Source organism: Calothrix sp. NIES-2098, from assembly GCF_963875125.1.
In the GTDB taxonomy this organism is placed as follows: domain Bacteria; phylum Cyanobacteriota; class Cyanobacteriia; order Cyanobacteriales; family Nostocaceae; genus Aulosira.
The window spans coordinates 7,318,572-7,333,726 of the sequence record NZ_CAWNKJ010000001.1 but is presented as its reverse complement, the minus strand read 5'-3'; the positions used below and the strand labels follow the sequence as shown (position 1 = coordinate 7,333,726).

9 protein-coding genes are annotated in these 15,155 nt (G+C 42.0%); 5 read left to right on the top strand and 4 right to left on the bottom strand.

The window, feature by feature from the left end; genetic code table 11:
* Positions 1 to 62 precede the first annotated feature (62 nt).
* The 3 genes from AACU33_RS30820 to AACU33_RS30810 all read right to left on the bottom strand — a co-directional run bounded on the left by AACU33_RS30820 (position 63) and on the right by AACU33_RS30810 (position 5,293).
* Positions 63 to 4,094 carry a tetratricopeptide repeat protein gene (locus AACU33_RS30820; RefSeq protein WP_096594096.1) on the bottom strand — a complete coding sequence of 1,344 codons (4,032 nt, stop codon included), beginning with the start codon at positions 4,092 to 4,094 and terminating at the stop codon, positions 63 to 65.
* A 75-nt stretch (positions 4,095 to 4,169) separates the two neighbouring features.
* Complete coding sequence (locus AACU33_RS30815; protein ID WP_096594095.1) at positions 4,170 to 4,496, bottom strand: hypothetical protein; 327 nt, start codon at positions 4,494 to 4,496, stop codon at positions 4,170 to 4,172.
* A gap of 164 nt (positions 4,497 to 4,660) precedes the next feature.
* A complete protein-coding gene (locus AACU33_RS30810; RefSeq protein ID WP_445291773.1) occupies positions 4,661 to 5,293 on the bottom strand; it encodes a YdcF family protein in 633 nt (210 codons plus the stop codon).
* Positions 5,294 to 5,669: 376 nt separating this feature from the next.
* On the opposite strand from AACU33_RS30810, the gene ctpB reads away from it, so the two are divergent.
* The 3 genes from ctpB to AACU33_RS30795 all read left to right on the top strand — a co-directional run bounded on the left by ctpB (position 5,670) and on the right by AACU33_RS30795 (position 9,032).
* Positions 5,670 to 7,007: a carboxyl-terminal processing protease CtpB gene (gene ctpB / locus AACU33_RS30805; protein ID WP_096594093.1), complete on the top strand. Its 1,338-nt coding sequence runs from the start codon at positions 5,670 to 5,672 to the stop codon at positions 7,005 to 7,007.
* Between the two features lie 169 nt (positions 7,008 to 7,176).
* Positions 7,177 to 8,145, top strand: coding sequence for a glycosyltransferase (locus tag AACU33_RS30800; RefSeq protein WP_096594092.1), 969 nt, complete (start codon positions 7,177 to 7,179; stop codon positions 8,143 to 8,145).
* Between the two features lie 191 nt (positions 8,146 to 8,336).
* Positions 8,337 to 9,032 (top strand): response regulator transcription factor, encoded by a 696-nt coding sequence (locus AACU33_RS30795; RefSeq protein WP_096594091.1) that lies wholly within the window; start codon positions 8,337 to 8,339, stop codon positions 9,030 to 9,032.
* 759 nt (positions 9,033 to 9,791) lie between these two features.
* Here the strand turns inward: AACU33_RS30795 and AACU33_RS30790 are convergent.
* Positions 9,792 to 10,073 carry an Npun_R1517 family heterocyst differentiation transcriptional regulator gene (locus AACU33_RS30790; protein ID WP_086682179.1) on the bottom strand — a complete coding sequence of 94 codons (282 nt, stop codon included), beginning with the start codon at positions 10,071 to 10,073 and terminating at the stop codon, positions 9,792 to 9,794.
* A gap of 1,197 nt (positions 10,074 to 11,270) precedes the next feature.
* On the opposite strand from AACU33_RS30790, the gene AACU33_RS30785 reads away from it, so the two are divergent.
* Positions 11,271 to 11,630: an NAD(P)H-quinone oxidoreductase subunit M gene (locus AACU33_RS30785; protein WP_096594090.1), complete on the top strand. Its 360-nt coding sequence runs from the start codon at positions 11,271 to 11,273 to the stop codon at positions 11,628 to 11,630.
* Between the two features lie 1,147 nt (positions 11,631 to 12,777).
* The gene (locus AACU33_RS30780) at positions 12,778 to 15,042 is read left to right on the top strand and encodes a protein phosphatase 2C domain-containing protein (RefSeq protein WP_096594089.1); all 2,265 of its coding nucleotides are present in this window, start codon (positions 12,778 to 12,780) and stop codon (positions 15,040 to 15,042) included.
* Positions 15,043 to 15,155 lie beyond the last annotated feature (113 nt).

Sequence of the window (15,155 nt, the reverse complement as noted above, 5' to 3'; positions counted from 1 at the left end):
ATTGCTTCACTGCACTTCGTTCCGTACCCTTCGGGAAGGCTTTCCGCCAACGCAATGACAAATTACGAATTACGAATTAAATCTTGCACTCTCGCTACTATTTGCCTAACTGCTTCAGCATTAGGCGATTGGATACGCTGCAATATCTCCAAGGCTGGTTGCAAATAATCTAGTGCTTGATTGTAATTACCCTGTTGTTCTGCTATGTGTCCTAACCACCACAAAGTCATTGCTTTGCCTTGGACATTGCCGATTTGTTCCTTGAGTGCCAGGGATTGTTGAAAAAGGGCGATCGCTTCTTCTATTTCTCCTTTGTTGGCTTTGAGTATCCCCAAACAATGCAATGTCGCCGCTTGACCTTTGACATTGCCGATTTGTTCATCGATAGTAAGGGATTGTTGAAAAAGGGCGATCGCTTGTTGTGGTTGATCGTGTTCGATTTTTATTATTGCCTGGTCATAGAGAAATACTGCTCGTCCCCGTTTTAATCTAGCGATTGCTTCTCTTACTATTTCAGCATCAGGAGATTGGCTATTTTGGAATATATCCAAAGATTTTTGTAAATAATCTAATCCTTCATCAAAGTCTCCCTGTACTGCCAATAACTGCCCTAGCATTGATAGTGTCTTTGCCTTTTCTTGTAAATTATCAGCAAATTCTTCAATTGCAAGTGCCTGCCGAAAAAGTGTGATTGCCTCAGCAATATCGCCCAAGTTAGCTTTCAGAATTGCTAATTGATGTAGAGTAGCTGCCTTAAGAGAAGTTTCGGTGTTGTTTTCTTGAAGTGCAAGAGATTGTTCATATAAATCAAGTGCTTCTTCAAATTTACCTTGTGCAAATTTCTGTTTACCTGCCTGTGTTTTTGCTTGAGCAAGTGATTGTTTCACCTTCTCAGCATCAGGAGATTTGAGTTGGGCTAGAATTTCCCATGATTGTTGTAAATAAACTAAAGCTTGATTAAAATTTTTATTTGTTTGTGCCTCAATACATCCTAAATGCCACAATGTCATCGCTTTACCATAGACATCACCAATGCTGTCTTTAAGAGATATGGATTCTTGATAAATAGCTATGGCTTCCTCGCTTTTGCCAATCTGAGCTTCGAGGCTAGCTAGTTGATGCAAGGTTGCTGCTTTACCTTGGATATTACCAGTACCCTCTTTAAGCGCTAGAGATTTTTGAGCAAGAGTCAATGCTTCTTCAATGTTCCCAGTTTTGGTTTTCAGGATTGATAGTTGGTTCAAGACTGTTGCCATTAAACGACTATCACCTATACTTTGACTGAGCAACAATGAGTGCTGGCAAATATCAATAGCTTCTTCGATGTTGCCAATATTATTTTTATAAACTGACAGTTGGAGTAAGTTTAATGCTTTAGCGTTTGTAGCATTACGATAAAGTTCTATTGCTTCTTCAATTTGTTCAGATTCAGCTTTGTGCATTAACAATTGGTATATTTCTGTAGCTCTACTCTGCCAAATACCTTCTAAAATTTTTAGAGATTTTTGATTGCTAATAATTGCTTCTTCAAACTGTCCAATAGCATTCTGCAAAATTCCCAACATATATAGCGTTTCCACTTTTCTGTTTTTATCGTCTGGTGGACAGCATTTTAATGCCTGTTGATAATGCTCTAATGCTTGATCAACTTTACCTAATTGATGTTCAGCAAAGGCTAAAATCGAGAGAAGACGATTATTTTCAACGATTGCTAACGTATCTTGGCAAATCTTGATGGTTTCACGAAATCTACTGCGGTTAATCCATTCAGGGATTAGTCCCATTGCAATCTCTACAATTATTTTTTCCAACTTCCCCCGCGATCCAAGCCAATGCATTTGTAGCATTTGTTCTTCTCCGTAGCCTTTGCCCCTATGCCAAAGGCGATACAACACCTCAGCCGCTTGCTTATACAAAGCTTCCCTATCTTCTGGTAAATGCACAGGCAAAATGCGCGGCACTCGTAACGCTTCATCGTGGCTGACTTCTAACAGTCCCAACGCCACCGCCCGATTAATATAATCTTCCAAATTGGGGATACTCTCACAAACTGCGGCTAACGCTTCCCTCGGTACTGGTAACTCAAACACCAAACCCCGTGACAACATCTCCCGCATAGTTTCATCCATCTGTTGCAGCAACGCCTCAGCCAAAACTTGCTCTCGCAACTCTACCGGATCTGCTGCTAACCTCTGCAAAATTGCTGCGCGATCAACTGTTGTATTTTGGAGAATCTTATCTAACCATTCCAGCAACCGAGGATTACCATCCGCTAGCCTCTGCGCCTGTAACTTCAACGCCTCATCAACCTGAGATTTCTCACCAAAAGCTGTGAGGCGATTAAACTTTTTTCGCAAATCTGCGCCTTGCAGTGCATCCAACGGCTGCTTGTAGAAATACTGCAACTGGTTAAATTCAAAATCGTAACGGCAAGTAATAATGATGCGGTGGGATGTGTAATTTTCTCTAATCGCCCAAACTAAAGCTTTCAAAACCTCGGCTGCTTCCGCTTGCAAACAACCTAACCCCCCTAACCCCCCTTCCCTGCTAGGGAATGGGGGGACTTGACTCCCCTCTCCGCTTCGGAGAGGGGTTGGGGGTGAGGTCTCTAAATTCACCTCAAAGTCATCCAGCACCAACAAAAACGACTTTCCACCCTCATGCAACTGCTGCAAAACTCGCCGCAACCGAAATTTCAATTCTTCATCGTAATTTTGTAAGCTTTTGCGTTGTTCGTTATCATCCAAATTTTCCGCCAACCGACTTACCAAACTAGCTTCATCAATTCTCCCTACCCAAACAACACGCTCAAAAGTCGGCAGTCTGTCACAAAGCCTAGCTGCTAAACTACTTTTACCTAAACCGCCCATCCCATGAATCAACACCCCAATTTCATCGGGTGATTGCGTCAGCACCCTTAAACAATCTTGCAATTGACGACGACGACCAACAAAACTTTCCCGCGTTGGGACTTTCACCTTACCCGCCGGATCTAAAAACTGAGTAGTCACAGAAGGCGCTGGTGCTGGTTTTCGTCCAGGTTTCCGCAAGGGTGTGACTAATGCACTGGGTAAATCACCTGCTGCATACAGCCGCAACAAATGCCAATCCCGCGCTTGATTCTTAATTAATGCTTGGTAAGTACTAGCAACAGCCTCTACAATTTGCTTCCCCGCCGCTAATTCCTGATACAATGCAGCCGCCGCAGCCGTCGCCTCTGGATCTAATACCTTTTGTCCCCAACCCAAAACCGCTTTCGCACCAGCTTGCAGCAATTCTTCCGCCATTGAAGGTACATCACCCCCATTACCAGCTTGCCCAGTGCGACAACCAGAGAGGAAAATCAGTTTCGGCAGTCGAAATTGTAATTCTTGAGCGATATCTGCTGCACTGGCATAGTAAGCTTCACCTGTTAGGGTTTCTGTAACAAAGCGCGGTTGCCCATCTCGTAAAGTAGCATGACCAGTCAGGTGTAAAACATCAAAATAATTCTTGTCGTAACTATCAACCAAATAACCCAACTCCGACAAACAGCCGCTTTCTTCCACTGTCAAAGCTAAAGGTTGTCGCGCCGTCGCTGATAAAATCCGCCCTTCCTCCGCCTCAAAATCCAGCACAGGTGCAACATCCAAGGGCGAAGTCGCCATAAACAAAACTTGTAGCGCTCGGTTTTCTGGTTCCCCTGCAACAGTCAATTTTTTTACCCTGCTATCCGACACCCACCGCACCGGAACCACCGCCGGAACACGCTGCACCAAAAAGCCATTACCATCATGCAGCACTTCCCAAGGCAGATGAGCGAGTTCTTCTGCTGTAGCGATCGCTAAAACAACCCCCTCGCGCCGATACTTATTTAGCAAGGATTGCAGAGTGCGATCGCTTCCATCCAACCAGTTATACAACCGCCGCCCAGTTACCGCATAATCCTCTGGTAAATCCGAAACGTAATAATCTCGCTCCGCCAACTCAATCAAATCTGCGATTTCTGTTAAAGGAAGCGATCGCCTTTCATACTCATTAGGATTATCAACAAAATAACGTAGCTCTACGTAATTATCTGCAATTGCTTTCAGGTCGAGGTGGAGCGTTTGCATATTTCGGCTCCAGAATTTGAGGTGTCAGTATTTTCCTCAATTTTATCAACCTCGATTCCTGAGTATATAGCATCTTTACGATTCTAAAATTTGGCAAATTTCTTCTATTGTTGCATTCTCCAAAAGCAACCGCCCGCCATTGCGCCCGACAATCAACACCTTTTCAATTCTTTTACCAGACTTTTTCGGCTTGTACTCTTGATACCACTTACGGATTTGTTCAGCAATTGCGATTGTCCCGCCAACAAGCCCCACAATAGTAGCCACTGTTGTGATTACTGGCTCTCTCTCCTGCACTTCTGAACTTACCGCATAGTTACCCGATATACCAGGAATCGCCAAAAGTTCCTCAGTTGCAGCCACAGCATCTTCACCCTCAATCGCCACTCGAATATCTGCCATAGATTTACCTGCAAGTATCTCCAGGCTTATTTTAAACAATAGGCAACTCAGGATTAAAGCTACGTGTCATAGATTTCTCGTTGAAGCTGTCATTTGTCATTGGTTATTGGGCATTGGGCAATAGGCAATAGTTATTGTTATTTCTCACTTGTCCCCCTGCTCTCTCATCTCCCCAAATTCCCCTGACGTTCGCACTTAAAACCCTGACTTTGCCAAGCTTGCATATCTACCTCTGCAAGTCTTGTCACCTTCGCGCATTGTGGCTGAATAAATTGGCTGAAACCCGCCCATATCAAACTACGACTTACATCCAATCCAGTTTTCAACCAAAACTCATGATTCCCCGGAACGCCTTGCTCCTGAACAATATCTGGCTCTACCCAAATACCATTAGCTCCCAACAGAATCTGCGCCATCCATTTAGCTCTTGGTAAGTGGGTTGGTGAAGTAATCAGTTTTACCTTATGTACTTTCCAGCGTCGCAAAATGGGAATACTATAGTAAAAATTTCCCCAAGTAGAATTGGCACAGTTTTCTAACCAAATATTTTGTAACCCAGTATTTTCTCTCTGGAATATTAGCCATATACAAGGGTCTGGAGAACCATGAGAAATTAAAATCGGTATATTAGGGTAGTTTTTAGCTTCTTTTGCTACGTATATTTCTCGTTGTATACTGCCACCCAGCACAAAAAAGGCATCTACGGGCTGGGAAGATACTGAAACTAAGGTTATAGTGGTACAGATTAGCCAGAACCCAAGGACAAAGCACATCCCACAGGATATCTTTTGTATCATGCGCCACAGTTCCCTCAGTTTTCTCCTATGGGAATTTGTTGATTTAATGGAACCGTTACGTTTCATTACACAGTTACGAAAACCTTGGTTAGTCGGTGTTTAAAATACCAGCAACTAAGTTAGCAAAGTGCTATCTTATAAAAGTAATCTAGGAGGTAAAGTTGACACATATAAAAGTGTCATAATCTCTTAGACCATCGTCCCGGAGAAAGCTAGCAAACAGAGAAATGATTGTTAAAAGTAAAGCTGTATTTTTAGGATCGTTTCTGCTTGAAAAGATCGAAAAGTAGAGCTGAACTTGAGTATGAAAACTTAAAAATTTTTGGAAATCCTGATTGCTAAACTGTCAACAACACAATTATTCCAGCTGATATACATGAACCAATCTGCGAAACGTTACTCACCGCTCCAAGTAGCCTTGATTGGTGGAGCGATCGCCACGACAGCCACTGTATCCGTATTTGGTCCCGCTTGGACTCGCTGCGTTCGCGCTGCCTTACAAGATAGCCCGAAAGCACTAGTAGACCAAGTATGGCAATTGGTGAATCGTGAATACGTTGATGGTAAATTTAATCAACAAGATTGGCAAGCTACTAGACAGAGCCTTTTAAGTAAAAACTATGCTTCTAAAGAAGAAGCTTATGTGGCAATTCGCGAAGCTTTACAAACTTTGGGCGATCCATACACTCGGTTTATGGACCCCAAACAATATGAAGCTCTAACCAGCCAAACCTCAGGGGAAGTCTCTGGGATTGGCATTCGCATGGAATTGAACGATAAAACCAAGCGGCTAACTGTTGTAGAAGCTATAGAAAATTCCCCAGCTATTAAAGCAGGTATTAAAGCAGGCGATGAAATTCTCGCTATTGATGGTAAACCCACTCAACAAATGAAAGTGGATGATGCCTCTAAGTTAATTCGCGGCAAAGCTGGTACTGTCATAACTTTACGACTGGGACGTACAGGACAGAGTATTTTCGATTTGAAGCTGACCCGGGCTACTATTGAAGTGCCAACAGTGCGTTATACCCTGAAGCAAGAAGGTAATCGACGTGTTGGTTATATCCGGTTACGAGAGTTTAGTTCCCATGCTGCGGATCAAATGCGGCGCGCTATCCGCGATTTGAACAACCAGAAAGTTAACGCTTACGTCTTAGATTTGCGGGGCAATCCTGGTGGTTTATTGCAAGCAAGCATTGAAATTGCTCGGATGTGGCTGGATAACGGTGGTATTGTCCGTACAGTAGACCGTCAAGGAGGCAGTGAAGATACCAAAGCTAATCGCACAGCCTTGACTAATCTCCCCTTAGCAGTGTTAGTAGATGGAAATTCAGCTAGCGCCAGCGAAATCCTCACAGGAGCACTTAAAGATAATAAGCGGGCAGTAGTTGTTGGTAGTCAAACCTTTGGTAAAGCCTTAGTGCAGTCAGTTCACGAACTATCAGATGGTTCTGGTTTGGCTGTCACCATTGCCCACTATTACACTCCTAAAGGAACTGATATTAACCATAAAGGGATTACACCAGATATCAAGCAAGAATTAACAGAAGCACAAGAGCGCCAGCTAGCATCTAATCCAGATTTGGTTGGCACGCAAAACGATCCGCAATATGCGCGAGCAATTGCTGTTCTATCTAATACTAACTTTGCTCAACCCCCAGTAAGTCAACCTGCTGGAGCCATGAGCATTCGTGCCAGAGACTTGAAATTGTAAGTAATGCGGATTGAGGAATTGAGTAATTGATTGTCCTACTCAATTTCCTTCCCATCGCTAGTTGCAAGGAATATAGGTTTTAAGATTGAGGCAACTGCCTATCTTAGCTGATTTTAAGATTTTGGATTGGGAATACTAGTTAGTAATCCCATCCCCAAAAATTGAATTTATGAACGATCTACAAGTTGATGCAACCACTGCCCACAGCTTTTTGCCTAAGGTGTCAGTGGTTGTACCTATTTATAATGGTGAGGCGGATTTACCAGATTTAATTTCCTGTTTGTTGTCTCAAACTTACCCTCAAGACCGAGTAGAGTATTTGTTGGTAGATAATAACAGTAGCGATCGCACTCCAACTTTCCTCAAAACAGCTGCGGAACTTTCTCCCCTTACTATTCACCCTGTGAGTGAAAATCAAATTCAAAGCTCCTATGCAGCTCGTAATACTGGCATTCGCTCTGCCACAGGTGAAATCATCGCTTTTACTGATGCTGATTGCCGTCCCCAACCACAGTGGCTAGAATTATTAATTCAACCTTTTATCAACTTGGATGTGGTAATTGTTGTAGGTGAAATTACAGCGCTTCCAGGTAAAACTATTTTAGAACAACACGCAGACCGACAAGAAACTCTATCGCAAAAGCATACTCTCTCCCATCCTTTTTGCGCTTACGGTCAAACCGCTAATTTAGCCATTCGCCGTCTCGCCTTAGAAAAAGTCGGTATGTTTCGCCCATATCTGACTACTGGTGGAGATGCAGATATTTGTTGGCGAATTCTCATGGCAAAAATTGGGAAATTAGAATTTGCACCAAATGCGATAGTCCAACATCGTCACCGTACCACATTCCAAGAACTTCAAAGTCAATGGCGGCGCTATGGACGCTCAAATCGCTACCTGCACGAACTTTACGGTGTAGAGTTAATGCCAATGCTGACACGCAAGGATTATTTTTATCGCTTAGTACGTTGGTTATTAAAAGAAGTACCAAAAAATCTTTTCAAAGCGATCGCAGGTAAAGCTACTTTTGTAGACTTTTTCAGTACTCCCATAGGTTTGTTTACAGCCAAAGCGCGTTACCTAGGTCAAAGTGAAGCCAAGCTACCAGACAACGCCGAGATTATTGATTGGTTATAAGAATTTTTTATTAGTCAAGAGCCAACAGTCAAGAGTCATCAATTATTTCCTCCTTGTCTTTCTTGTCTTCTGTGTCTCCCCCGCACTCTGCACCCTGCTTCTTCTCCCTTGTCCTTTTATTTACTCTCCTTTTGCCCAATGCTCGCCAACTTTCGCTAAATTGGAACAAGGTAGACTCAAGGAAATTTTCAATGTCAGCACAACTGTTATTGGTAGATGATGAACCAGGATTGCGCGAAGCCGTAAAAGACTATTTGCAAGAAAGCGGTTTCAGCGTTCAAGTCGCCAGTAACGCCCGTGAAGGCTGGGATTTGATGCAACAAAATACACCTGACTTAGTAATTTCTGACATAATGATGCCTCAGGTGGATGGCTATCAGTTCCTCAAACAACTGCGAGAAGATCCTCGCTTCCAAGCACTTCCTGTAGTATTTTTAACTGCTAAGGGGATGACAGGCGATCGCATCCAAGGTTATCAAGCTGGTGTTGATGCTTACTTACCCAAACCTTTCGATCCAGATGAGCTAATTGCCATAGTAGAAAACTTACTTTCCCGACGCATGGCTAAACCTCAAGCTACAGGTGAAGATACTGAAACACCTGATATAGCTGAACTAGCTAATCAGATTGCCCAAATCAAAGCACTCTTAACTCAAAGAAGCGCCATTTCTCAATCACCAGCACCTTTTAAAATAGATTTAACTCCTAGAGAACAAAGTGTCTTAAATTTGGTAGCTGAAGGGTTGATGAATAAAGAAATTGCCCGTCGCTTGGATACTAGTGTCCGTAATGTGGAAAAGTATGTTAGCCGTTTGTTTAGCAAAACTGGTACCAATAGCCGTACAGAGTTAGTCCGTTTTGCTTTAGAACATGGTCTTGCTAAATAGCTGCCATGAAATAATTTGTATACAAAGTATAGAAAAAAAAATCGGCAAGAGTAGGGAGCAGAGGCGGTAAGTAAGAAACTATCTGCCTCTTGACTCTTAAACGCTAGTAACCTGCGAGAAGCCCTATCCTTAGGGTAGCAAGTGGCATGGAAACTCCTAAGACTCTGCTACTTCAATACCCTATGGGCATCTACACTCAACTAACGAAAGCTACGTACCTGACTAGTTCCCCTCGACTCTTGACCCTTGACTATGGCAACACAATGAATTTAAATCTGATGATTTCGTCAAAATTATCTTAATATCTATGCCAGTTTTAGGGGCGGAATGTAACTTCAAGCTCGCAAAATACTTCATTTAATAACTGCGATCGCTCAAGACAGGTGCTAAAAATTCAGCAATTTTAGAAATGTTTAAAGTATATAAAGCAGACAATCGTTTACAAGTATTTCGCCAACTTGAAGTAACACCCTGATTAAGCCTATTCTCCAAAAATATAATTTTTGAAAAAACGTAACCGCCCTGCTGAGGAAGGCATAACTGCATTAGTAGGCACCCAAATATTTCTGTAGTGCAAAGGGTGAGGGCTACTGTAAAACTGTACTTAGGCTTTTTGAAGAGTCTAATCGGCTCCCAGCCTTAATTTTAGATTACACAAGCCAACTCAATAAATATTAGAGCAAATGACAAACTACTTGTAGCCAATTCACCATTTGATGCTCAATTTACGACTTGCCACTACTTAATTAATACAGATAATTATTGACTATTGTCAGCAAAGTTACGTAAGCGCATTAACTGGCGTCGCATTTGCGGTGAAGCTTTAAACTCAGAAATTTCTTGAGCTTTGACTGATGCTTGCAGGGTCTCTAAAAAGTCATCAGAACCTTCGGTTAAAGCATCTAATAACACCTGTAATAGTTGCTCGCGATCGCCTAATAGACTCTTTTCCTCAATTAATCGGAATTTAAGATGTATCTCGCACTCATAAACGCCTACTTCAATATTATTTATCTGGCGTGGTAAGGCTTTGGAGTTCATAGATTTGAGGATTCCTTTACTTGGTGGTCATGAAGTTTAGGGGTTAAATCTTCAGCAAAATTCTTTATATTTTTTTTTTGAATCCAAAGTGTTTGAATTAAGAATTATTCTTTATCCATCACATTTGTATTCCATTTCACTCTCCTGTGGTTTTTTGCAATTCATACTTTACACCCAGTAGGCTCTAATGTCCCTGCGCTAGAGGTAGTGCAGTTAAGCCATAACTATTATTCAGTTTTTAAGATTCTATACAATAAAGTTTCTGTAAGAAGTTGTTCGAGCTTTTTAAAGGTTTTTACATCAACTTTATCTTAACGTCAACAACAGTTTGGGATTTTACTGAAAATTTAGTGTTTTTACGTAAGCGATCGCACTAAATTTTCTCTTTTTGATTAAAGCCCAAGGTAGTTGTACCATAACTCCGTAAATCTACTAGATGTACATTTTGTTCATCCTAAAATTGAGGAGGCGTTCAGCAGCAAAGTCATTAAAGGTTTATTTTTGTTCTGAATCAGAATTATAGGCAATGAACCACGCTGATTACAGCCATTACAAAGTGATGAAATTGAAGAAATCAAAGTCAGCAGTAGTTGATAAGTTATCCACAATCAAGTCGGCAAAACTGCCGCAGTAGTTCCCTAAAACTCTTCAGGCTAAATCGTACTACTTTAGATCGGCTTCTCTCAAACACGCTAGGCAAAAGCCAGCCAATTAGGTTGAAAACAACTCCTCTGCGCCTTCTCCTGATAAAGTATGAGTCTGGCGACCAAATGAAGCGTCTGGGAAACATACCAAGCAATTTCCTTGCTGTAATAGACTTACCGCGTTGCTTGCCGTAGCAGGAGACCGATGAATTAGCAATATACCTTTTGCTTGCTTGCACTCAAATATCTCACCCTGATGCTCGTTCTCTCTAATGAATGCAAACAGCTTGACAGTATTGTTTGGATATGGTTAACTTACCGCTACAGTAAAGTTATAGTCCCTCCAGGCATGAAAACAACCTAACTTTATCATTTTCATTGGAGAAAATTCTGTTTACCGCTGTTAGTTGAATAAATCTCCCGTGTTTGAGTTATGAGCAGTTGCTGGTATCTGCTTGATTGGCGAAATTCCTTTTCAAAGCAGGCATATTTAAGCTTAGGCATACCGTCTACAATGATTTCAGTGTAGTCAAACCAAATCTTACACCCTTTTATGGACAACCCGATGCTGCTCAAGTCTACAACCCGGCATATTCGCATTTTCGCGGCAGAACTTGACCGGGATGGTGAACTGGTTCCCAGTAATCAGGTCTTAACCTTAGATGTTGACCCAGACAATGAATTCAACTGGAATGAAGATGCTCTACAAAAGATTTATCGCAAGTTTGATGAACTAGTAGAAGCTTCTAGTGGTGCGGATTTAACAGACTACAACTTACGTCGTGTTGGTTCCGACTTGGAGCATTATTTGCGATCGCTCTTGCAAAAAGGCGAAATTAGCTACAATCTCCAAAGCCGCGTCACCAACTACAGTATGGGAGTCCCACAAGTAGCAGTTGACGATAAACAGTAAAGTTCAGAGCTACCTCTAAGTTTTACCATCTCTGAGCTTCCTAGGGGCTTTCTCTAAACTTCCCCTAGGAAATTTTAAGATGGTAGTCCTATGAAAAAAACTTCCACAGTCGTACAGTCCAGACAGACAATTGCGGTGGACTTGTTCGCCCTTGGCTGTACTCCAAAGGAGAACTCGAAGAGTAGCCCTTCTCGCAGAGTACTCTTTCCCGCAGGCTAAAGTACCCGAAATGTAAAGTGAGGAAATCATCAATGGCTCTGTCAGGTCAGGTTGTCTATCGTCAGTGGCTCTGCTGTAAAGAAACACTACTATATATATTTGGTATAGGTAAGCACACTTTTCTAGTTCCTGGAGAGCGTCTTTACTGCAAATAAGTGAATTATAATTTTTTCTAATACAAAAGGTGTCGATTTATTATGCGAGCTTAAGAAAAAATCAAATAAAGGTAAGTTTTTCCAGCTTTAAATCAAAGATTAATGACAAATATATTAATATTATCTAATTTGCGAACTGAATTTTTAGAGATCCTTTACAAACAACAAGGCACAGTGAAGCCATGCTTCATTGAGATTTATGCCATGAGAAACTACTAGCGTTAGCAACAAAACAACATCACCGTAGTGCTAAAGCATAACCCGCAGGGAAGGCTAACAGGAAAGAAAGCAGATAAAGAAGTTTGTCAATTTGGCAAAAAGCAAACCGGATTCCTATCTTTGTCCAACTTTAAGCAGCGATTAGTTGATGTATTTAGTTATCTTAATTCTTAATTAAAGTTAATTGCTACCTAGTAACTTATAAACTAGGGGAATAGCAAAATTATTTGCCTGTTTTTGATGGCGTAATTCAACAAAAGTAAACAGTAAAGTTATGCTGGGGTTAGGCTTTGGTGACAGGGTTAAAGTTAGCTGTGTTCATGATGGAGAGTCAGAGAGCAATAGAGGCTATGATGAGGCAGTAGGGTTGACTGAGGAGTAAATTCTTTGGATAAGTAGATCGTAGATTCAATAAGTATTAGCACCTGCTGCTATCCACCAGCTAAAATCATTGATCCAAAGTTGGATATGTCAGGTTCAAAAATATGAGCGGTCTAGATTCCCGCTGCCAATGCTGTTGAAGAAATTGCCAATTGCTGATCGGTGAGAAAACTATGGAAAATGATGCGGCAACGCTCTACTGCCCAAACGAACTTTGTCAATCTCCTAACCCCCTAAGCCACAAGTTCTGCTTGCGATGTTCTACGCCCCTACCCAAACGCTATCTTTGGGCGCAAGGAGAAGCCTTAAGTGTTGCCACTGCTGGAGAAATCTTAGCCGATCGCTATTTGGTAATCGATAAATCTATAGTTTTAGATATCAGACCAGGTTTAGTACCCCAAACACCTGAATTAGATAATTTATCAGCAATTAGACCTTATTTGCGACTCATACCCTATCGATTACACGTACCACAGGTATATGGAGCCATACCACCCATAGATGGGCGCTACGAACAAGAAATTTTACTCTTAGAAAAACCGCCACTTCTTACCGATTGTACAACCCAACAAGTACAACTTTGTCCAGATTTAATTGCAGCTTGGCGTGATGCCAGCTCGATGCGTCAGATCCATTGGTTATGGCAGTTAGCAAATCTCTGGCAACCACTGTTAAGTGAAGGTGTAGCCGCTAGCTTACTCGCACCAGATTTAATTAGGGTAGAAGGGCCATTAGTACGCTTGTTAGAATTGCGTTCCGACTCGGCAACAGCACACAGCTTACCCCAACTAGGTGAATTTTGGGCGCAGTTGTCTAAAGGAGCAAAACCAGCCATATCAGAATTTATTGACAAAATAAGCAATTCTTTAATTGAGGAAGAGATCAATTCAGCCGAACAATTAATAACAGTCTTAGATCGAGGACTAGCGCAATTAGGGCGATCGCAAACTGCCGCAATCAAAATTTTGACCAAAACTGATACAGGCCCCAGCCGCCAAAGGAATGAAGATGCCTGTTATCCTCCCAGCGGTACTTTGGTGAGTAAACCGCCTCAACCCTCAGCCTTAGCTATTGTCTGCGATGGCATTGGTGGGCACGAAGGCGGCAATGTGGCATCAAATTTAGCAATTGAAACAATTCAACAGCAGGTACAGCAACTGACAAAAGTTCCTGCCGATCATATAGATCCTTCGCTGCTACTAACTGACTTAGAATCGGCTGTAGCAGTTGTGAATGATAAAATCAGCCAGCGCAACGACAGCGAAAATCGCCAAGGGCGTCAGCGCATGGGTACAACTTTGGTAATGGCATTGCCAATTGCTCACGAAATGTACATTACCCATGTGGGTGACAGTCGTGCCTATTGGATTACGCGCCACGGTTGTTACCAAGTTACCCTTGATGATGATGTTGCCTCCCGCGAAGTCAGGTTAGGTTATGCTATCTATCGCGAAGCTATAGAACAGAGTGGTTCTGGTTCTCTGGTACAAGCTTTAGGGATGAGTCCTAGTACTTCGCTCCATCCGACATCCCAGCGATTTATTCTTGATGAAGATGCAGTTTTCTTACTCACATCCGATGGCTTGAGCGATTTTGACCGTGTAGAGGATTATTGGGAAACAGAAGTATTGCCAATTCTCAAAGCGGAAACAGATGTAGTTAGCGTGGCGGACAAATTAGTAGAAATCGCTAATACTAAAAATGGCCATGATAATGTCACCATCGCCTTAGTCCACTGTCAGATTAAATACACCGAACCAGAGTCTAGCCTGAGTGCAGTCATTCCCGAAAGTTCCCCTACACAAGTCCCCGATCCATTCCCTGAGGCTACACAACAAACTCTCTTAAATAACTCCAGTACGAAAACAAAAGTAATTCCCGAAAATAAGTCGCGTGGTAGCACTAGGCATTTACCGCTACAGTTTCTTGTCCCGTTACTCATAGTAGCCGCAGCTGGTGGTATTGGATACTTGGTAATGCGACTGCGATCGCCAATCGATGCAGTTCCCATTACTGCTAGTCCAACGCCTACTGTGGAACCAACGCCAGAAAAACCGCCAGTCAGAAGAACTTTAGATAACCTTTCCCAAGGTTGGGTAATTCAAACTAATAGCGAGATTACTTTAAGCAATCAGCAAAAGTTTAATAGTGGCACATTTTTACAAGTTATTGAGAAAAAACCAAATCCCAAACCTGCTAATAAAGACTTTCTGGTAGATTTACAGGTATGTCCTAGTCCAGACGCTTCCACTCCAGCACAGGACGGTTCTCAAACTTTACAGAAACCGCAGAAAGTTGAATTTTCTCATTCTCAACTTAAACGCTTTGGGGTTACTGTTTTACAAGCAGACCAAAAAAGTCCCTGCGATCCAGCTTCACCTGAGCCAATTAATCAGACGCCACTACCAACTCCAAAGGCTGAAGGTAATCCAACTTAGTACAGACCACCATAAACTGATAAAACCTGAAATAATACAGGTAGGAACGAAAATAAAAAACTGACAAGGTAGTACTTTTACCTTGAAAAATTGTTATTTGAAATAATTTGTTT